At 59.7% G+C, this 19390-nt stretch carries 23 protein-coding genes, 1 tRNA gene and 1 riboswitch; of the genes, 13 read left to right on the top strand and 11 right to left on the bottom strand.

Annotation, left to right across the window (positions count from 1 at the left end; translation table 11 throughout):
- The first annotated feature begins 24 nt into the window (after nucleotides 1-24).
- Genes GTP69_RS03520 through GTP69_RS03505 form a run of 4 tightly spaced genes read left to right on the top strand, consistent with a single transcriptional unit; the run spans nucleotide 25 to nucleotide 2753 of the window.
- Nucleotides 25-1497: a pilus assembly protein TadG-related protein gene (locus GTP69_RS03520; RefSeq protein WP_161053588.1), complete on the top strand. Its 1473-nt coding sequence runs from the start codon at nucleotides 25-27 to the stop codon at nucleotides 1495-1497.
- Nucleotides 1494-1931: a TadE/TadG family type IV pilus assembly protein gene (locus GTP69_RS03515; RefSeq protein ID WP_161053587.1), complete on the top strand. Its 438-nt coding sequence runs from the start codon at nucleotides 1494-1496 to the stop codon at nucleotides 1929-1931. Before GTP69_RS03520 ends, GTP69_RS03515 begins: the two co-directional genes overlap by 4 nt.
- Nucleotides 1918-2496: a TadE/TadG family type IV pilus assembly protein gene (locus GTP69_RS03510; protein ID WP_161053586.1), complete on the top strand. Its 579-nt coding sequence runs from the start codon at nucleotides 1918-1920 to the stop codon at nucleotides 2494-2496. The genes GTP69_RS03515 and GTP69_RS03510 overlap by 14 nt, the downstream gene beginning before the upstream one ends.
- Complete coding sequence (locus GTP69_RS03505; protein ID WP_161053585.1) at nucleotides 2487-2753, top strand: hypothetical protein; 267 nt, start codon at nucleotides 2487-2489, stop codon at nucleotides 2751-2753. Before GTP69_RS03510 ends, GTP69_RS03505 begins: the two co-directional genes overlap by 10 nt.
- A gap of 12 nt (nucleotides 2754-2765) precedes the next feature.
- Here GTP69_RS03505 and GTP69_RS03500 read toward each other — a convergent pair whose 3' ends face one another.
- On the bottom strand, nucleotides 2766-2975 hold the full coding sequence (locus GTP69_RS03500) for a hypothetical protein (protein ID WP_110849141.1): 210 nt from the start codon (nucleotides 2973-2975) through the stop codon (nucleotides 2766-2768).
- 61 nt (nucleotides 2976-3036) lie between these two features.
- Nucleotides 3037-3597 carry a manganese efflux pump MntP gene (locus GTP69_RS03495; protein WP_161053584.1) on the bottom strand — a complete coding sequence of 187 codons (561 nt, stop codon included), beginning with the start codon at nucleotides 3595-3597 and terminating at the stop codon, nucleotides 3037-3039.
- 6 nt (nucleotides 3598-3603) lie between these two features.
- Nucleotides 3604-3769: riboswitch (yybP-ykoY riboswitch) on the bottom strand.
- A 442-nt stretch (nucleotides 3770-4211) separates the two neighbouring features.
- Between GTP69_RS03495 and GTP69_RS31255 the strand changes: the two genes are divergently transcribed.
- The 4 genes from GTP69_RS31255 (at nucleotide 4212) to GTP69_RS03470 (ending at nucleotide 6656) form a co-directional block, all read left to right on the top strand.
- A complete protein-coding gene (locus GTP69_RS31255) occupies nucleotides 4212-4850 on the top strand; it encodes a PEP-CTERM sorting domain-containing protein (RefSeq protein WP_229260802.1) in 639 nt (212 codons plus the stop codon).
- A gap of 510 nt (nucleotides 4851-5360) precedes the next feature.
- Nucleotides 5361-5747 carry a hypothetical protein gene (locus GTP69_RS03485; RefSeq protein WP_161053583.1) on the top strand — a complete coding sequence of 129 codons (387 nt, stop codon included), beginning with the start codon at nucleotides 5361-5363 and terminating at the stop codon, nucleotides 5745-5747.
- Nucleotides 5748-5963: 216 nt separating this feature from the next.
- A complete protein-coding gene (locus tag GTP69_RS03475; protein ID WP_161053581.1) occupies nucleotides 5964-6344 on the top strand; it encodes an Arc family DNA-binding protein in 381 nt (126 codons plus the stop codon).
- 120 nt (nucleotides 6345-6464) lie between these two features.
- Nucleotides 6465-6656 carry a hypothetical protein gene (locus tag GTP69_RS03470; RefSeq protein ID WP_161053580.1) on the top strand — a complete coding sequence of 64 codons (192 nt, stop codon included), beginning with the start codon at nucleotides 6465-6467 and terminating at the stop codon, nucleotides 6654-6656.
- A gap of 192 nt (nucleotides 6657-6848) precedes the next feature.
- Here the strand turns inward: GTP69_RS03470 and GTP69_RS03465 are convergent, their stop codons facing one another.
- Nucleotides 6849-7409: an FxDxF family PEP-CTERM protein gene (locus tag GTP69_RS03465; RefSeq protein ID WP_202424286.1), complete on the bottom strand. Its 561-nt coding sequence runs from the start codon at nucleotides 7407-7409 to the stop codon at nucleotides 6849-6851.
- 324 nt (nucleotides 7410-7733) lie between these two features.
- Between GTP69_RS03465 and GTP69_RS03460 the strand changes: the two genes are divergently transcribed.
- Nucleotides 7734-8051: a hypothetical protein gene (locus tag GTP69_RS03460; RefSeq protein ID WP_161053579.1), complete on the top strand. Its 318-nt coding sequence runs from the start codon at nucleotides 7734-7736 to the stop codon at nucleotides 8049-8051.
- A 77-nt stretch (nucleotides 8052-8128) separates the two neighbouring features.
- Here GTP69_RS03460 and GTP69_RS31250 read toward each other — a convergent pair whose 3' ends face one another.
- Nucleotides 8129-8656 carry a hypothetical protein gene (locus GTP69_RS31250; RefSeq protein ID WP_161053578.1) on the bottom strand — a complete coding sequence of 176 codons (528 nt, stop codon included), beginning with the start codon at nucleotides 8654-8656 and terminating at the stop codon, nucleotides 8129-8131.
- Nucleotides 8657-8900: 244 nt separating this feature from the next.
- Between GTP69_RS31250 and GTP69_RS03450 the strand changes: the two genes are divergently transcribed.
- From GTP69_RS03450 to GTP69_RS03440, 3 genes are all read left to right on the top strand, one after another.
- Nucleotides 8901-9230: a DUF1367 family protein gene (locus GTP69_RS03450; protein ID WP_161053577.1), complete on the top strand. Its 330-nt coding sequence runs from the start codon at nucleotides 8901-8903 to the stop codon at nucleotides 9228-9230.
- A 159-nt stretch (nucleotides 9231-9389) separates the two neighbouring features.
- Nucleotides 9390-9719, top strand: a complete 330-nt coding sequence (locus GTP69_RS03445) for a hypothetical protein (protein ID WP_161053576.1) — start codon at nucleotides 9390-9392, stop codon at nucleotides 9717-9719.
- The gene (locus tag GTP69_RS03440; RefSeq protein ID WP_229260801.1) at nucleotides 9716-9925 is read left to right on the top strand and encodes a helix-turn-helix transcriptional regulator; all 210 of its coding nucleotides are present in this window, start codon (nucleotides 9716-9718) and stop codon (nucleotides 9923-9925) included. The genes GTP69_RS03445 and GTP69_RS03440 overlap by 4 nt, the downstream gene beginning before the upstream one ends.
- A gap of 129 nt (nucleotides 9926-10054) precedes the next feature.
- On the opposite strand, the gene GTP69_RS03435 is transcribed toward GTP69_RS03440, so the two are convergent.
- Nucleotides 10055-10615, bottom strand: coding sequence for a PEP-CTERM sorting domain-containing protein (locus tag GTP69_RS03435; protein WP_229260800.1), 561 nt, complete (start codon nucleotides 10613-10615; stop codon nucleotides 10055-10057).
- Nucleotides 10616-11094: 479 nt separating this feature from the next.
- A tRNA-Pro gene (locus tag GTP69_RS03430) sits at nucleotides 11095-11171 on the bottom strand.
- A gap of 69 nt (nucleotides 11172-11240) precedes the next feature.
- Between GTP69_RS03430 and GTP69_RS03425 the strand changes: the two genes are divergently transcribed.
- Nucleotides 11241-12065: an SIR2 family NAD-dependent protein deacylase gene (locus GTP69_RS03425; protein WP_161053575.1), complete on the top strand. Its 825-nt coding sequence runs from the start codon at nucleotides 11241-11243 to the stop codon at nucleotides 12063-12065.
- Nucleotides 12066-12070: 5 nt separating this feature from the next.
- Here GTP69_RS03425 and GTP69_RS03420 read toward each other — a convergent pair whose 3' ends face one another.
- The 5 genes from GTP69_RS03420 to GTP69_RS03400 form a co-directional block, all read right to left on the bottom strand.
- On the bottom strand, nucleotides 12071-12778 hold the full coding sequence (locus GTP69_RS03420) for a fumarylacetoacetate hydrolase family protein (protein WP_161053574.1): 708 nt from the start codon (nucleotides 12776-12778) through the stop codon (nucleotides 12071-12073).
- An 86-nt stretch (nucleotides 12779-12864) separates the two neighbouring features.
- Nucleotides 12865-13476, bottom strand: coding sequence for a TetR/AcrR family transcriptional regulator (locus tag GTP69_RS03415; RefSeq protein WP_161053573.1), 612 nt, complete (start codon nucleotides 13474-13476; stop codon nucleotides 12865-12867).
- A gap of 68 nt (nucleotides 13477-13544) precedes the next feature.
- On the bottom strand, nucleotides 13545-14978 hold the full coding sequence (locus GTP69_RS03410; protein ID WP_161053861.1) for an efflux transporter outer membrane subunit: 1434 nt from the start codon (nucleotides 14976-14978) through the stop codon (nucleotides 13545-13547).
- Nucleotides 14979-14982: 4 nt separating this feature from the next.
- Nucleotides 14983-18120 carry an efflux RND transporter permease subunit gene (locus tag GTP69_RS03405; protein WP_161053572.1) on the bottom strand — a complete coding sequence of 1046 codons (3138 nt, stop codon included), beginning with the start codon at nucleotides 18118-18120 and terminating at the stop codon, nucleotides 14983-14985.
- Nucleotides 18121-18131: 11 nt separating this feature from the next.
- Nucleotides 18132-19343 (bottom strand): efflux RND transporter periplasmic adaptor subunit, encoded by a 1212-nt coding sequence (locus GTP69_RS03400; protein WP_371867785.1) that lies wholly within the window; start codon nucleotides 19341-19343, stop codon nucleotides 18132-18134.
- Nucleotides 19344-19390: the final 47 nt, after the last annotated feature.

The following is a 19390-nucleotide window of genomic DNA, read 5'->3' as shown; positions in this document are numbered from 1 at the left end:
TGCAAGCACCGACAGGAGAAGCGCATGCGTCCCACCAGCCTGCCCCGCCAGCGGGGCGTGATCGCAGTCATCTGCTGCGCCATGGCGCTGGGCATGCTGGCCATGGTGGGCATGGCGCTGGACCTGGCCATGCTGTACAACCGCAAGGCCGAACTGCAGGCGCTGGCGGACGCCACCGCCCTGGCCGCCGCGCGCGAACTGAACGGCACCGCTGACGGCGTCGCCAATGCGGCAATCGCCGCCGCCGACACGGCCGCCAGCTTCCGCTACCAGTACAACCGCCGGCTCATCACCTGGAGCGGCAACGCGCTGCGCTTCGCCGCCTCGGCCGCCACGCCGGACGCCAGCTGGCTCGACGAGACCACCGCCGAGGCCGCGCCGGCCAGCATCATGTTCGCCAAGGTCGACACGCGCGCGCTGCGGGCCGATATCGGCCTGGTGTCGACCGTGTTCATCCGCGTGGCCGACAACGGCCCGAGCAGCGCCACCACGGCGGCGCGCGCGGTGGCCGGCCGCATGTCGACGCTGCTGACGCCGCTGGCGATCTGCGCGCAGTCGACGGCGCCGGCGGCGTCGCGGGTCAATGTCACCGGCAGTTCCAGTTATAACGAACTGGTGGAATACGGCTTCCGGCGCGGCGTCGGCTATGACCTGATGAACCTGAATGCCAGCGGCGTCACGCCGGAAAATTTCCTGATCGATCCGCTGGCCCCGCCCGGCGTCACCGGCGTCGCGAGCCATTTCGCCAGCGACGTGGTCGGCCCCTTCGTGTGCGCCGGCCAGTTGCCGCTGCCGACCATCACCGGCGGCACGCTGACGCTGAAGCGCGGCTTTCCGCTGGCCGACCTGTACCACCATCTGAACTCGCGCTTTGACGACTACGCCGACCACGCGTGCACGGCGGAAGGCGCTCCGCCGGACAGCAACATCAAGTCCTACGACAAAGCCGCCATCACCTGGATGGTGCCGGCCGCCAGCACGCAAACCGCCGCCAGCTGGACCAGCGGCGGCAAGCTGTGGACCCGCGCCGATCCCTTGCCGGGGGACGCCAGCAACACCGCATCGCAGTACGGACCGCTGTGGGCGTATGCACGTGCCGTCCCCTACAGCGCCTACAGCGCGCAGCCGGTGGAACCGGCCGCCGGTTATGGCGGTTTCGCCACCAGCGCCTGGCTCAAGCTGTACGCGCCGAATCCGCCGGCGTCCTCCGCCGGCTATCCAGGGTCGTCGTCGACCTCCACACCGTATATCCAGCTGGCCGGCGCCACCTTCCTCGCCCCCGCCGTCGACCACCAGCCGGGGCTGGCCAAGCGGCGCGTGCTCAATGTGGCGCTGCTGGCCTGCCCGGTGGCGGCCGGCGCCATCACCAGCGCCAATGTGTTGGGCGTCGGCCGCTTCTTCATGACCATGCCCGCCACCAGCACCAGTCTGAGCGCGGAATTTGCCGGGACCGCGCCGCTGTCGACGCTGGGCGGCACGGTGGAGTTGCTGCCATGAAGCCGGCACGCAGACAACGCGGCGCGGTGGCGCTGGAATTGGCGCTGACGCTGGGCTTCTTGTTTCCGGTGGTGGCCATGCTGCTGTTCTACGGCCGCGTGCTGTACAACTACGAAGTGGCGCAGAAAGCCACGCACGACGCGGTGCGCTACATGGCCAGCGCCAGCATCCTCAACATGCAGAATAGCGACCTGGCTGGTTATGAAGTGGCCGTGACCAAGGCGATTGCGCAGCAGGAGCTGAGTGTGCTCAACCCGTACAAGATGGCGATGTCGGTGACCTGCGACGGCCTCGAGTGCGGCGGCCTGAGCGTGCCGTCCACGGTCACGGTCGGCGTGCAGATCAAAGTGCACAACGATCTGATCGACTATGCGCCGGAAGTGGCCGATCAAACCATCGTGGCAACGCAAAGCATGCGCTATGTGGGCAACTGACCGCCAGCGCGGCGCCACCGCCGCCGAATTCGCCCTGTGCGTGCCGGTATTCCTGGGCGCGCTGTTCTTCGTCATCGAAATGGCGCGTGCGCTGTACCTGCTGCACACGCTGCAGGAAGCCACGCGCCGCGCCGCCGCCGCCGCCGCCGTCAGCGACTTCAGCGATCCGGCGGTGATGGCGCAGATCCGCCAGGCGGCCGTGCTGCGCGACACGCCGGGGCCGCTGGTGCTGGGGACGCCGATAACCGACTCACATATCCGCATCGATTACCTGTCGCTGACGCGCGCCGCCAACGGCAGCATGAGCCTGACCGAGATGCCGGCCGCCAGCCTGCCGGCCTGTCCGGCGCGCGCGCGCATCCAGTGCGCGGCCAATCCCTACGGCGCCAGCTGCATCCGGTTCGTCCGCGTGCGCGTGTGCGCGCCTGGCAGTCCGGACTGCGGGCAGGTCAACTACGAACCGCTGTTTCCATTGACAGTCCTCAGCTTCCCGCTACCGCAGGCGATTACCATCGCCAAGGCGGAAGCACTGGGCTTTCAACCGGGGAGCACATTATGTCCATGAAATTTGACGAGGAAAGGCCGGAGGCCTACCATTGGCGCATGAATACCGAGGCGCGCATCGAACGGCTGGAAGACGACGTTGTATCCATTAAAGTCGATATCGCCTTCCTCAAGGCTAACAGTGCGACCAAGGCGGATATCGCCGAATTAAAGGCACTGATCGCTGAAAGCAAATCGTCCATCATCATGTGGGTGATGAGCGCGATTATCCTTGGCCAATTACTTCCATCGCTGCTGAAGCTATTTACTTCCGGCTGATGCAGCCTGCCTTTATTTATCACCCAGCATGGCCGACATGGCGTCGATCACTTCCTGCGCCTGACTCTTGGGGATGATGATGATGCTGTCCTCCTGCCCATCCATGCCCTGCTGCCGCAGCACGATTTCGCCGTTGTTATTTGCGTAGATCGCCAGCGCATCCACGCGCGGCAGCACCAGCGACTCCCGCGCCGACGCGCTATTCCAATCCCAATCTGCCATGTCGAACCTCATATTTAGTGGAGGAAATATGATAGCCGATAACGGCTGACCAGGGCCCGGCTTAACCGATGTGCTCGTACAAAATAACGCTGCCGATGATGATCAGCACCACGCCGCCGATAAGCTCAGCGCGCTTGCCAATGACCGCTCCCAGCGCGCGGCCGACCATGATCCCGATGGTCACCATGACAAAGGTGCTGAAGCCGATGGCGGCAGCGGTCGCGTAAATATTCACGCCGATCAGCGCCAGACTGGCGCCGACCGCCATCGCATCAATGCTGGTGGCGAGACCGGTGATGGCCAGCACCCAGGCCGACTGATCCGCACTCTTCTGATCGTCGCCGTCCGCCTTGTCAAAGCTTTCATGGATCATCTTTGCGCCGAGCGCCACCAGCAGGCCAAAGGCAATCCAGTGGTCCCAGGCCTCAACATACGGCGCCGCCGCCTGGCCCAGCAGCCAGCCGATGATCGGCGTCAGGCCCTCGATCACACCGAAGATCAAGCCAATGCGCAGCGCTTGGCGCAAAGTAGGTTTCTGGATCGAAGCGCCCTTGCTGATGGCGACGGCAAAAGCATCCGTGGACATGGCCAGGGATAAGGCGGCGGTGGCTGCGAAGTTCATGTAGCTTCCTGGTCGGGCACGACGAAAGGCATGCAGCACGGCCCGACAGAGCGTACGGCACGCCAATGGTCTTGCCAAACCTGATCGGTTGTTCGCACCACGGCAGTCTTGCCGAGTATGTTGACGCGAACGCTTCCAGGGCGGAAGCAGGCTACTCCCCAGTGGGTAGACAAATTATACATGCCTGTCATGATGAAGTCGACCTCGACCGGTCGACCTCATCCGGCTTCAGATCGGACGGAAATCAATCGCCGGATCGGCGTGCAACACATCCTCCCACTGCTTCTGGCCATCGTGGCAAGACTTGACCGGCGCACCAGGACATCGGCTGCGCCGCTGGAAACTGGTTACCCAACTGCTGCACCGACGACTTCAATTTTTTCTTGGCTCACGACAAGCAGACGACCGGACATGCCCAGCCCGCAACACCCAGCGTAACGCGCATCAGCGACAGCAACGCTGGCCTGGCTCTCAGCATCAGGGAGTCCGCTGCCGGTTTCGATTACAAGCATGTCTGCCACTACTTTGCAAATAGAAAATATAAATTTAACAACTAAATAAATTATCGTATACTAAATTTTGTAGTGTTTTTTACATCAAAACTAGGGGATAATATGAACCGTTATAGCATTGCAAAAATCGCACTGATAGCATCCACTATCTTCACCTCCCTGCATTCGAGCGCCACAACTTATTCAAATTTAGATAGCGCAACCACTGCAATTACCACCTTCGGATATCCCGATACAACGAGCTACGGCGAGACTTTTGCATCACCCGGCGGCTTCCTGCGCGACTTCACTTTTTATGCACTTTCTGGCACCAGCGGCAATCTCGCCCTAACCATTGCAGCTTGGGATGGCAGTAAGGCAGTCGGGCCCGCACTCTACGTTAGCTCGCCAATCTCGTACGCCGGCGGTGAGCAATCGCTGGGCGCTTCAGGAATTAATTTGGCACTGCAAGCGAATATCAATTACATCGCCTACTTGACAATTGCTGATGTTGCATCCCCGGTGCAAGGAGTCAGGATGCTAGGCTCGACCGGCAATGGTGGCTTGCAAGGGGACTTCGTATATTTGAACACCAGCGGTGTCAACCCACTTGGGCTGAGTAACTCGTGGAGTAATTATTACGTTCCCAACATAACCTATACCGCGAATATCACCGCCGTCCCAGAGCCAGAAACCTATGCCATGCTGCTTGGTGGCTTTGCCTTGCTTGGCGTCATCGCTCGCCGTCGCCGACAAGCATAAGACGTTCCGCATAAATGGCCCTTCGGGGCTATTTTTTTGTCTTGAGCCCCGAAGGTCACTATAAGGAAGCAATTTGTGGGTATTTTTTTCCGACGTTTCTATCAATGATTCCGGGCCTTCCGCACCTGACCCAGCATGCGATGTGGGATGTTGCACTGGATACGCCAGATAGAATTTCTGCCGCAAACGACAAAGACCTGCTTGCATTCAAGGGAGTGGGGCCAGCAATGCTCGACAAAATCCGGAGACGATGCGCCGAAGCTACCTCGGGCCGTGACGAACCCACACTAGATCGGGTGAATTATCAATAACAATTGCCCGCGCCAACTGATGCGCACGGCAAGATCACCCAACGGTCGTCCGCGAAGTCTTCGAAGATCACTGGAAGGCTATTTGCGAGACCTTGGTCATAGCATCGTGACAATTCGTTAGATTTCCAATTAACAATTTTTAATATACTTCTATCTATGCGATACGGCACGCTCAGATGCCAAGAGGAAGTAGATAAAAATGGCGTTACAAGCATGCCACGAGTGTGGCGCCCAAATTAGTAGCGAAGCCAAGACCTGCCCGCAGTGCGTCGCCCCGAAGAATAAAACAAACACCGCATCAGTGACCATCGGTGGCATTTTCACAATTGGGATCATTTGGTTCTATTTCGGGGGCGGGCTGGAAAATCAAGCTGGTAAGGATATGGGTAAGATTCGAGTTCAGGTAGCTCGCGATATGGTAGACCAATACAACATTGCAAAAGCCTCGGGCACCCCGATCGATATATGCGTACACGCAGGGACGGTGTCCGCCTCTTTCCTGCGAGCGAAAGATGATTACAACTATGCCCTGTGGAAGCGGACCGAAGCCCGCGACTGTGACGCAGCGGGTATGCCGAACCAATAGCATCTAATCTACAGACGCACAACCACTACGTGAACAAGGCTGGCCAGGATGTGCACTCGCCGGCGAAGTCCGTCGATGGCCATCAGCTCCTAGCTTGCTGGCATTCCGACCTTCGTCCAAGTGGAGCGGCGAATTTTTGACTATTAATCCAGTTTGTCACTATTTCCATAATTTCAGTCACTAGCCAGTTTGTGCGGTAAGTGACAATATAGTGGCATGTCCGATATTTACCGCAGCCAATTCCGCATGCCGATATCGCTCTTCGAGAAGTTGAAGACCGAAGCTGGCAAATCCAAACGCAGCGCGAACGCCGAGCTGGTGGCTCGCCTCGAACGCAGTCTGGCTGATAGCTCGAACGAGCTGGACTTGCGCTTGATTTTTGAGGCACTGGAACGTCTTTCATTGCGTAACCCAGCCATGCGCTATAGCTTCGGCGTCAATCTCGGTGGCAAGCTTGATGAGCGCCCCGCTGAGATCGCTGGGGGCAAATGGTTACTGCGGCAAGAGCCGGGCGATGCGCTTAAATCTCAAGCGGAGAAACACGACTCGCTCGATCCAATGTCTCTTGATAAAGGTGCGCAAGCCCGAACGGGTTAGAGATGCGCGGCAACCCACAAAACGATTGAGCGCACTTGGTTATAATCTGACATTGCCGATATGGAAATTATAAGTTAATCAATGCAAGTGTACAGGGCCGTCGTTTATCAAGATGCCTCCATGAATCTGGCGCTGTTGGTAGCGCACACCCATGCCGCAGATGCATATGAGGCGAGGCAGATGGTTCGCAGCGCACTATCCAAGTTTGGGGTAGCAATGCATATTGGTGAATTGGCCGAGGTCACCGACTTCCCTCTCGATCACTTTGCAGACAAGCCGATCAAGCTGACGCGCTACAGCGCCGGATTCTAGTTCGCGCCCTCTTCCTTCACATCCCGCGCTTGCGCTTCGCAGCGGTTTTGGTGTCGACCGCGCCAGCCTACCAAGCACCATGAGCACGACTGTCCTGTGGAGGCCGCGTCTCCGCAGCATCTCGCACACCGACGCGGACTGCGGCCATCCAATAAAAAACCGCCCTCAGGCGGCCTCTAGAAGTGCGGGAGCTTATGCCTGCTTCGGGCGCCGACGAGCCACCGCCCCCAACAGTCCCAGGCCAGCCAGCAACATGCCATAAGTCTCAGGCTCAGGCACGGCAGCGACGTTGAGCGTGCCGCCGTAGCTACCACCAGAAGTGCCCAGCACTTTGCCTTTTACTTCCATGTAGTACGAGCCAGATGCCAGGGGTCCCAGGTCAAACGACCACTCGTCCTTCTTGGAGTTTGGAAGGGTGTCATTACTACCGCCATAGGTGTGGATGACAGCATGTGTTGCCGGGTTGTAGCTCACCAGCTGCAGTGCGGTAATGCTCAGGTCGAAGCTCTTGCCCAGATAGGAGGCAGTGAGGTCGGCGCTCGATGTGAATTTCCGATTGATGGCGAAATAGAACTTGTCATCGAACGTGTGGTTGTAGTCCAACTTGCTGAACGAATTGCCATAATTCGCAGTGAAACTTGGAGCATCGCCTGGGGTGATGTTGAAGGTTGGGGTCGGTGCCGCCGACGCGGCGGTCGACAGCAGCATTGCGGAGATGGAAAGAGCCAGGCAGCGCTTCATGTAGCGTTTCATAGGATACCCCTTTTATTTGATTTCATTTCAGAAAAACAACTTGAGATATCATTATGCAATTCTTATTTGTTGTATTGCAATCCTAATTATCCTGGTATCACGCTAGTTCCTTTCGGCATCATATGATGCAATTTCACAATATTCGGACGTAAGGAAATTCTGCCAAATAAATCATGACCAAAGCAGTAATCCTCAAGCTTTTCAAAAGATAGTTTGCTCGTCGCTGAACGCGAACATTTCAAACTTGTAATGAAGATATGTCGCTGAAAATCCACTCAGTGTTTCGCGTACAGCTTGCCCGCATACCAATCCCCCCCTAGAGGCATGAGCGCTGATTTGGAAATAAGGCATAATGCCTACATGCAATATTCTTCCGCCGTACTCCTCATCAATCACATGAGGCTTGCCGCCATTCTGGTTGAGCCAGATCAGACCTATCCCGCACCAGGCACGCGCCTAATCGCCGCCGCTCAGCGCAACTTTCCTCCCCTCCCCATCATCCTAGTCTCGCCGCGCATCGGCGGCTTCTCGCGCAGCTTCGCGCACTTCGATACTACCAACATCGTCAGGCACATCAATACGGATGAGATCGACTGGCGGCCTGCAATGCTGCCCATGCACACCACGGATCTACAGTTCTGACTGCCTGCCGGTTAAATTTACTAAAAACAAGCTTACGAAAAAGCCGTCCTCGAGGCGGCCTATGCTTTTCGGGCAGATTATGCGGGCTTCTTGCGGCGGCGCGCGGCTACACCGACAACGCTCAAGCCAGCGATAAGCATCGCATAGGTTTCGACCTCAGGCACAGCTGAAATAGTCAAAGTGAAATTGCCCCAATAGACATTGGGCTTGCTGTAACCGGTCAAGGCATATGCTCCAGTCGCGAACACCGGTGCGCCTTCCGTACCAGAGTAAAGCTGAGGGCTTGGGCTATAGGTGTTCAGAAGGAGTAAAGGGAAACCGTACCCACTGTCGCCTTCTATGCTGAGGCCGCCGCCCCAAATGTCATTCCGAAAAGTAATGAAGGCATGATAGGACGGAGAGTAGGCATAATTCCCGCCCATCAACAATACAAAGCTGTTGCCGTCATACGCCGAGATTGGAGTCGGCTGCGAGTCCATGGTCCACGACGCCGAGTAATCCCCAGTGACCACGAAACTTAATGTCGTTGCGTCAGCCGCTCCGACAAACAGAAGCGACGCGGCCACGGCGGCGCTGCTAAAAATTTGTTTAATGTTCCAATTCATAATAAGAATCCTTTTGGTTTATCGATACATTAAAGTCAATCGAGTGCATTGCAAAAACATCATCAAAACTACTACAAATGACATGCTAAAACTGCTAAATAATTACCATGTTGCTTTTTTACTACATGGCATGCCTTGACGATCCGTTGTCCGAGTTCTCGCTCAGATTTCTGATTCACCGAACGTCACCGAGCACATCAATACGGATGTGATCGACTGTCGTGCCCGGGCCTGCCCGATTTCGATGAAGACATCAAGCCTACAAAGCATGGTTGCTCGCCCAAGGGCTGGAAATCCGCTTCGACTCGCTGGAGACCGAAGACGCCAGGGCATGCCGGTGGCGAAGAACAAAGAGCGCTTCCGCGAGGATCTGATCATCCTCGCCGGCTTTTACGAGTCGACGGTGAACATCCGAAGCGAAGTCCGGCTCGAGGCGAAGAGCATTTCCTTCGCTGTGATGGACGAAATCGAATTTGAACGGCTTTACAACGCGACCGTGGACGTGATCCTGCGGCGCATTTTAACCAGATACACCAGGCAAGACCTGGACGACGTGATCAGCCGCGCAAGATGATCCGCGGCGCCAGCAATCGGCGCCGACCACGCAGCAAGAGCGCGCCTGGTACAAGGACTGACTGGCCGGTCTGGACGGCAATATCACGCTCGACCAGATCGAGTTCGGCCGGCGCGTGTGGGCTGAGCGTGCTCGGCGTGCGGCGGAAGGCGGTGCCGGATGAGCCTCAACGAGATGCTGACGACCTGGCCGCACGAGCGACTGGTGAAGGAGCTGGCGCAACAGGCCAAGGAGAATGCCACGCTGCGCGAACGAGTGGCTCGCCTGGAGTGCGAGGCGTTCTGGCTCAAGGTAACGGCTGCGCGGCTGGACGCTTGGCGCACGCCGGCGCGCGAGCGCGCACTGTTCGAGGTAGCCGCGCGCGACATCGGCTGGCCAGACCGCGCATTCACCGTCGACGGCGCCGGCAACTACCTCACTCGATACACCAACTACAGCTGGCAGCTTTGGCAGAAATGCGCGGCGCTGGCAAAGGAGATGAAGCCATGAATATGAATGAAATGAAAACGTTCATCCGTCTGCCAGCGGTGCTCGCTGCCACCGGCCTGTCGCGCAGCACCGTCCTGCGCGCCGTGAAGGCAGGGACATTTCCGGCACCAATCCACATCGGACCGCACGCGGTTGCATGGGATTCGGGCGCCGTCGCACAATGGCAGCTCGACCGAATTGCAGCGAGCACTATAATTAAGGTTTGACAGCGCGTTCTATGCGCAAACGTGCCACTTCCCAGACGAGTCGTTACGGATTCGACACGTTTGGCGAACGGCAGCTAACTTCCGCGCTTTCACAACCGCCGCGACACAACCGCAACAACCAGCCAGGTCTCAACTGCGCGCACGGCGGCGGGCCAGCGCGCCAAGTCCGGCGAGTCCGCCCAGCAGCATCGTGGCGGTGCTGGGTTCTGGCACGGCGCTGACCGTCCAGCGCATCACGGAACCGATGGCCCCCTTGCAGACAAAGCCCGGGCCGGCGTCACCGGTGTAGTTGTCGCAGGCGTCGCCCACGCCCTGAACTTTCACGCCAAAAAAGTTGGTGCCCGGCGGGCCGTAGACCGGGCCAGCGTCCTGGGAAATGAAGAAGCTGCTGAAATCGCTGTTGTAGAACACCAGCTTGTTCTGCTGGCCATCGAACGAGGCGATTGCGGGAGAGAATCCATATTCGTCGCCTGAGCTGCCGATCGGACCGGTCACGACCACACCGTTGAGGCTAAAAGAAATGTGCGTCAGGTCGTTGATCAGGTTGCCGCTGGCGTTGCCACTGAAGCCGCCGGTGATGACGTCGCCGTTGGACCAAGTGTAAGAGAAGGTGTAATTGTTGACGGCCTGCGCCATACCGGCTGCTAAGCCAAGCAGGACGACGACGATCAGACGCAGCACTTTGTTCATGGTTTGCTCCAAAGGAGGAAAAGTTGGAACATGATAGCCGCATTTTGTTGTAAAGTTTATATTTATTGGTGTTGTCGTATTTTTGTGTTTAGCGAAGTATATGATCCGTTGCCAATAGCAAAAACGCCAGCGCGGCAACTGGCGTTTCGGAATTCTAGACGGTGTTGATTTGCATCCAAACCTGACCCACTTTGCCGCGTAAATTGCACATGAAACTAACCCACGTTTAAGACACAGTCCTACTCATGACATTGAGTGGGAAATTGGAGTGATCGACGTGGCATTGCAGCGTTAGCGAGGGTGTGGCGGACGGGTCAAACTTACAGGGTCAATGCAGCTAGCAAACGAACAACGCAAAGTATCAAGCCGTGTCACTGGACATCACGCGAGGCCACAAATTTGTAGGGGTAAATGTAGGGGTAATTTTCTTGGACAAGAAAAAGGCCAGCATCTTGGCTGGCCTAAGTCGTTGATTTTGTTGGTCGGGGCGAGAGGATTCGAACCTCCGACCCCGTGCACCCCATGCACGTACGCTACCAGGCTGCGCTACGCCCCGACGAACGGCTTATTATAGCAGCGGGTTTAAGTATTTGTCATGTTTGCCGGGCGCAGCTAAGATGGCATCATGGATACTGCCGATCTCGAACAAGCCGCCGCCCTGATCCAACAAGCCGACCTGCTGATTGTCGCGGCCGGCGCCGGCATGGGCGTCGATTCGGGCTTGCCGGATTTTCGCGGCAATGACGGTTTCTGGCAGGCCTACCCTGCCCTTGGCCGCGCGCGGATGGCATTTACCAGCGTCGCCTCGCCCGCCACTTTTCACGAAGATCCGGCGCTGGCCTGGGGCTTTTACGGCCATCGGCTCAATCTCTACCGCGACACGCAGCCACACGCCGGCTTCACTCTGCTGAAGCGATGGGGCGAACGCATGCCGCATGGCGTCGGCGTCTTCACCAGCAATGTCGACGGCCATTTCCAGAAGGCCGGCTTCGATCCGCAACGCATCCTAGAGTGCCACGGCTCCATCCACCATCTGCAATGCCTGTCGCCCTGCGGCGACCATATCTGGCCGGCGGACGGCTACACGCCGCAAGTGGATACGGTCAACTGCCAGCTATTGAACCAGGCGCCCACCTGCCCACACTGCGGCGAATTGGCGCGGCCGAATATCCTGATGTTTGGTGACGGCGGCTGGATCGAGTCGCGTGCCAGCGCCCAGGAAGCGCGTCTGCACGCGCTGCTGCACAAAGCCAGCAATCCGTTGGTGATTGAACTGGGCGCCGGGGTGGCGATTCCATCGGTGCGCCATTTCGGCCAGTCCGTGATCCGCCACTACAACGGCCGCATGATACGGATTAACCCGCGTGAGCCGCAGGTCGCCAGCCCGCAGGATGTGGGGCTGGCGGCCAACGCGTTGACGGCACTGAGCGCCATCGACGCGCTGCTATAAACGGTTTATACCAATTTAACGGTAATCGGCGACAGGCCGGCAACCTTGCCTTCCAGGACGTTACCGCGCACCACCGCGCCCACACCTTCCGGCGTGCCGCTGAAGATCAAGTCGCCCGGCGCCAGCGTGAAATAAGTCGACAGGTTGGCGATGGTTTCGCTGATCGACCAAATCAGCTCCGAAATATCCGACGACTGCCTGGTCACGCCATCCACATCCAGCTGGATCGCGGCGTGGTTGATGTCGCCCGCATCTTCGGCGCGGGTGATCAGGCCGATCGGCGCCGAGTAGTCGAACGCCTTGCCGATTTCCCACGGACGGCCGACGTCGCGCATCTTGAATTGCAGATCGCGGCGCGTCATGTCGAAGCCGACGGCGTAGCCGAAGATGTGCGAGGCCGCATCTTCCACCGAGATATTGGCGCCGCCCTTGCCCAGCGCGACCACCAGTTCGCACTCGTAGTGCAGGTTGTTGGTCAGCGGCGGGTACGGCAGTTCCAGCACGCGGTTCGGCGCGGCCGGCACTACGGCCTGGGCGTCGCCCGGCTTGGAGAAGAAGAATGGCGGTTCGCGGGTCGGGTCGGAGCCCATCTCGCGCGCGTGGCCGGCGTAGTTGCGGCCGACGCAGTAGACGCGGCGCACCGGGAACAAATCGGAAGTACCGGCGACCGGCAGGCCGACGATGTCATGGGCGGGAATTACGTAGGAAGTCATGATGCTCCTGTAGGCTGTAGAGGGACATCACGCATGGTACAACAGCAGCCAACCGCGTGCAGCGGAAGGATACATTAAGAGACAAATCAGCTCAGCAGCAGCGCCTTCATGGCGACCCGGTACCCTTCCACAAGGGAGTTGCGGTCCATGTCCGGACGGTGCAGTGAACGGATCGGCAGGCCGTGGAACAGCGACACCATGGTGTTGATGCGGCCGTCAAGCAGCGCGTCGTCCACCGGCAGGCCGCGCCGTTCGCGCTCGCGCTTGATGATGGGCCGGAACTCGGCCATGGCCACCACGTCGGAGGCCCGTATCGCTTCAGCGATCTTGGGATTGCGCGCCGCTTCGGCAAACATCTCCAGCGGCAGCTGGAAGTACTCCGGATCGAGGTTCTCGTCGATGTGGCGCGGCGCCTCGTCGATCATCGATTGCAGCGGATCGTCCTTGCCGCCCAACTCGCGCAACTGCGCCGCCACATGCTCCGACTCCAGGTCGACGAAGGCCATGATGATGGCTTCCTTGTTGTCGAAGTAGTTGTAGATGTGGCCCGCGCTCATGCCGGCTTCTTTCGAAATCTCGGACATGCTGGCGCCATGGAAGCCGCTGCGCGCGAAGCACACGGCAGCGGCCTGCAAAACCTGGTTACGGCGACTCTGCGCCCGTTCCGGGTCAGTGCGTCGCTTGACGTGGGATTTCATGGAGCGGTCCTTGGGTAATATGAAAAGATCAAACCGGTGGACGCCAGTGCGGCGTCCACCGTGCAGCATCAGCGCTGCGGTGGCAACTCAGGCTGCCAGCCGCCGCCCAGCACCTTATACAAGGTGACGGCATTGCTGTTTTTTGCAAGGCGCGTGGTGATCAAAGCTTGCTGCGCCGTGTACAGCGCGCGTTGCGACACCAGCGCGTTCAGGTAGGTGTCAGCCCCCTGGCGATAGCGCGCTTCGTTGATGGTGTAGCTCTTCTGCGAAGCCTCAACCAGCGCCTGCGACGACGACAGGCGCTGATCCAGCGTGCCGCGCGTGGCCAGTGCATCGGCCACTTCGCGGAACGCGGTCTGCACCGACTTCTCATACTGCGCCACCGAGATGTCGCGATCGGCCTTGGCGATATTCAGGTTGGCGCGGTTGACGCCACCATCGAAGATCGGCAGGTTGATCTGCGGCGCAAAGCTCCACGTCGACGAACCGGCCTTGAACAAACCGGACAAGGTACTGCTGGCGCTACCGCCCGACGCCGTCAGCGAAATGCTCGGGAAGAAGGCGGCGCGCGCCACGCCGATATTGGCATTGGCGGCGCGCAGCGAGCGCTCCGCTTCCTGCACGTCCGGACGCGATTGCAGCAGGTCCGATGGCAGGCCGGCTGGAATTGCCGCCAGCTGCGTCACCTCTTCCAGCTCGCCGGTTGGCAGCAGCTCGTCCGGCACGGCGCTGCCGACCAGCAGCGCCAGCGCGTTCTGGTCCAGCGCCACTTGCGCGGTGTAGACCGCGGCGTCGTTGCGCGCGGTTTCCACGCTGGTCTGCGCGTCGTACATATCGGTGCCGGCCACCACGCCCGAAGCGAAGCGCTTCTTGCTCAGGTCATAGCTGGTCTGCTGGCTTTTGACGGTCTCCAGCGACAGCTTCAAACGCTGCTGATCGGCGATCAGCGTCAGATAGGCATTCGCCACTTCCGACACCAGCGTAATCTGCTGCGTGCGGCGCGCTTCCTCGGTGCCCAGGTAGCTTTGCAGGCCAGCCTCGGACTGGTTGCGCACCTTGCCGAAGAAGTCCAGCTCATACGAGGACATCACCAGGCCGCCGTTGTACTGGCGGTTGATGACCGACTGGCCGGTGCCGGTCATGTTGGACGGCGTGCGCGATGCGCTCTGGCTAACATTGGCCGACAGTTTCGGCAGCAGCGCCGCCGTGTCGATGTTGTACTGCGCCTTGGCCTTCTCGATGTTGAGCACCGAGACGCGCAGGTCGCGGTTGTTCACCAGCGCCAGCTCGATCACCTTGCGCAGCTTGGCGTCGGCGAAGTATTCGCGCCACAGGATTTGCGACACCGGCTTGGCATCGGCCGCCGCCTGCGGCACGCCTTTGTAGGCGTCGCCGTTCGGGAAGGCTGGCGCCACCGGTTGCGCCGGGCGTTCATACACCGGCGCCAGGCTGCAGCCGGCCAACATCGCCAGCGCCGCCATCGTGAATAAAGATTTTTTCATCATATTAGTGCACCTCTACAGCAGGAGCAGGAGCGGCCGGCTTCTTCGGAGCGAAGTAGCCACGCACCAGCACAAAGAACAGCGGCACGAAGAAGATCCCCAGGAAGGTCGCCGTCAGCATCCCGCCCAGCACACCGATGCCAATCGCATTCTGGCTGCCGGAACCGGCGCCGCTGCTGATCGCCAGCGGGAACACGCCCAGGCCAAACGCGATGGAAGTCATCAGGATCGGACGCAGACGCATTTTGACCGCGTGCAGCGTGGCCTTCTTCAGATCCTCGCCGGCGTCCTGCAGTTCCTTCGCAAACTCCACGATCAGAATCGCATTCTTCGCCGCCAGACCGACCACGGTCAGCAGACCGACCTGGAAGTAGACGTCGTTGGACAGCTTGAACACATAGGTTGCGACCACTGCGCCGATCACACCCAGCGGCACTACCAGCAGCACCGAGAACGGAATCGACCAGCTTTCATACAGCGCGGCCAGGCACAGGAACACGATCAGTACCGAGATTGCGTACAGCTGCGTGGTCTGCGAGCCGGAGTCGCGTTCTTCGGTCGACAGGCCGGTCCACTCGAAACCGATACCCGGCGGCAGTTGCGTCGCCAGTTTTTCGATTTCCAGCATGGCGGTACCCGAACTCTGACCCGGCGCAGGCGCACCCAGGATCTCGGTCGACGGCAGGCCGTTGTAGCGCTCCAGGCGCGGCGAGGCGTAAATCCATTCGCCCGACGAGAACGACGAGAAAGGCACCATCTGGCCGCTGGAATTACGCACGAACCATTTGTTCAGGTCTTCCGGCGTCATGCGCGCTTCGGCGGCGCCTTGCAGGTAGACCTTCTTCACGCGGCCACGGTCGACGAAGTCGTTGACGTAGGCGCTACCCCAGGCAGTGCTCAGCACCGAGTTCACATCGGACACGGTCAGGCCCAGTGCAATCGCTTTCTGCTGGTCGACGGTGATCTTGTACTGCGGCGTATCTTCCTGGCCGTTAGGACGCACGCCCACCAGCAGCTTGCTCTGCGAGGCCATGCCCAGCATCTGGTTACGCGCAGCCATCAGCGCATCGTGACCGACGCCGCCGATATCCTGCAGCTGCAAGTCGAAGCCGCTGGCGTTACCCAGTTCCAGCACAGCAGGTGGCGCAAAGGCGAACACCATCGCGTCCTTGATCTGCGAGAACGAACCCATGGCGCGGCCGACGATCGAGCTGACGCGGTTGGCGACGCCCGGACGATCCGCCCAGTCCTTCATCCGCACGAAGGCGATGCCGGTGTTCTGGCCATTGCCGCTGAAGCTGAAGCCAGCCACCGCGAACACGGAAGCGACGTTGTCCTTCTCGTTGGTCAGGAAGTGGTTCTCGACTTTTTCAATCACTTTCAGCGTGCGTTGCTGGGTCGCGCCGGTAGGCAGCTGGATCTGCGAGAACAGCACGCCCTGGTCTTCTTCCGGCAGGAAGGAAGTCGGCAGGCGCATGAACACCACGGCCAGCACTACCAGCAGCACTGCATACAGCACCAGCGAACGGCCGCCGCGATTCAGGATCGAACCGACGATGCCCTGGTATTTATTGGTGCCACGCTCAAAGGTACGGTTGAACCAACCGAAGAAACCCTTGTTCGACATGGCATGGCCTTTTTCCACCGGCTTCAGGATGGTGGCGCACAGCGCTGGCGTGAAGATCATCGCCACCAGCACCGACAGCACCATCGCCGACACAATGGTCACCGAGAACTGGCGGTAAATCACGCCGGTCGAACCGCTGAAGAAGGCCATCGGCACAAACACCGCCGACAGCACCATGGCGATACCCACCAGCGCGCCGCTGATCTGGGTCATCGACTTGCGCGTCGCTTCCAGCGGCGACAAGCCTTCGTCCGTCATCACGCGCTCGACGTTTTCCACCACCACGATCGCATCATCCACCAGCAGACCAATCGCCAGCACCACCGCAAACATGGTCAGCGTGTTGATCGAATAGCCCAGCGCCGACAGGATGGCGAAGGTACCCAGCAGCACCACCGGCACCGCCATGGTCGGAATCAGCGTGGCGCGGAAGTTTTGCAGGAACAGGTACATCACCAGGAACACCAGGACGATTGCCTCGACCAGGGTTTTCACCACTTCTTCAATCGACAGCTTGACGAACGGGGTGGTGTCGAAGGCGACGACGGCTTTCAGGCCTTTCGGGAACTGGCCTTCCATCGACTTGATCTTGGCCTTGACCGCATTGGCGGTGTCCAGCGCGTTGGCGCCGGTAGCCAGCTTGATCGCCATACCGGATGCCGGCTTGCCGTTGTAGCGCGCCAGGATGTTATAGGTCTCGCTGCCCAGCTCCATGCGGGCCACATCGCGCAGATGCACGGTGGCGCCGCTGGAGGCGGTTTTCAGCAGGATCTCACCGAACTGCTCGGCCGTTTGCAAGCGGCTTTGCGCGGTCACGGTGGCGTTCAGCTGCTGGCCGGCGACGGCCGGCAGGCCGCCCAACTGGCCAGCCGAGACTTCGGTGTTCTGCGCGCTGATCGCGGCGCTGACATCGGCCGGCGTCAGCTGATAGCTTTGCAGCTTGGCGGCGTCCAGCCAGATGCGCATGGCGTACTGCGAACCGAAGTTGGTCACATCGCCCACGCCTTCCACACGCGAGACCGGATCGATCACGCTGGCGGTGACGTAGTCGCCGATGTCGGCCTGCTTCATCGAGCCGTCTTCGGAGACAAAGCCCAGCACCATCAGGAAGTTCTTGGTGGCTTTCGCAACCACCAGGCCTTGCTGCTGCACGGCGGCAGGCAGCAGCGGCGTGGCCAGCTGCAGCTTGTTCTGCACCTGCACCTGCGCGATGTCAGGATTGGTGCCGCTCTTGAAGGTCAGCGTCAGCGTCACGCCACCGGCCGAATCGGACGACGACGACATATAACGCAGGCCGTCGATACCCTTCATCTTTTGTTCGATGATCTGGGTAACGGCGTTTTCCACGGTCTTGGCCGAGGCGCCTGGGTAGGTGCCGCTGATCGAAATCGACGGCGGCGCAATGCTTGGATACTGTGCGATCGGCAGGCCGAGAATCGAGATTATGCCGCCCAGCATAATCACGATCGCGACCACCCACGCAAAAATCGGGCGATCAATAAAGAAACGAGACATAGACTAACTCCTTATTGCGCGCTCTTGGCGTTGGCAGGCACGGCGCCGCCGACGGCAACGGCTGCAGGGGCAGCGGCAGGCTTGGCGGCGTTGGCCGGCGCACCTGGTTTGACTTTCTGCACGCCTTCGACGATCAGCAGGTCGCCTTCGTTCAGGCCCGATTTGACCAGCCACTTGTCGCCCAGCGTGCCGCCGGTGGTCAGCACGCGTTGTTCGACCTTGCCTTCCTTGTTCAGCACCAGCGCGGTCGCTTCGCCCTTGGCGTTGCGGGTCACGCCCTGCTGCGGCACGGCGATGGCGTGCTCGTTGACGCCGGAATCGACGATGGCGCGCACAAACATGCCAGGCAGCAGATCATGCTTAGGATTCGGGAACAGCGCGCGCAGCGTGACGTTGCCGGTGCCGGTATCGACCGTCACATCGGAGAACTGCAACTTGCCCTCTTCGGCGTACTTGGTGCCGTCCGACAGCACCAGCGTGACCTTGGCCTGGCCGTCTTTGCGCAGGCTGCCGTTGGCGACGTCGCGCTTCAGGCGCAGCATGTCTTCGCTCGACTGGGTAACGTCGACGTAGATCGGGTCCAGCTGCTGCACGGTGGTCAGTGCGGTGGTCTGGCTGGCGGTGACCAGCGCGCCCGGCGTGACGGTCGAACGGCCGATGCGGCCGCTGATCGGCGCATCGACGTGGGTGTAATTCACATTGATCTTGGCTTGTTCCAGCGCGGCGTTGGCCGACTCCACATCGGCCTTGGCCTGCTCGTAGGCGGCCACGGCGTCGTCGTAATCCTGCTTGCTGACGCCTTCGATGGCGACCAGCTCTTTATAGCGGCCCACTTTCGGCTGCGACGTCAGCAGGTTGGCCTTGGCCTTGGCCAGGGCCGCCTTGGCGGAGTTGTACGCGGCTTGATACGTGGCCGGGTCAATCTGGTATAACGGTACACCGGCTTTGACGTCGGCGCCTTCGACAAACAGGCGTTTCTGAATCAGACCGCTGACCTGCGGGCGCACTTCAGCAACTTGGTAAGCGCTGGTGCGGCCCGGCAGTTCGGTCGTGATTTGCAGCGGCGCTTGCGCCACTTTGAAAACGCCCACTTCCGCCACCTGCTGCTGGTGAGGTGCTTCGGACGTGGACTTGGAGCAACCGGCCAGAACGGCCAGTGCGGAGACGATAGCTGCGGCACCAGCGGTGCGCAGCATTGTTTTTTTGCAGAAAAGGGCTTCCATGTGATGAGCTTTCTGTATAAAAATTAAGCACAACCTATAGAATGAAC

The sequence above is a fragment of the Duganella levis genome, assembly GCF_009857605.1.
Taxonomy (GTDB): domain Bacteria; phylum Pseudomonadota; class Gammaproteobacteria; order Burkholderiales; family Burkholderiaceae_D; genus Rugamonas; species Rugamonas levis.
This window is presented reverse-complemented; position numbering and strand designations above follow the sequence as displayed.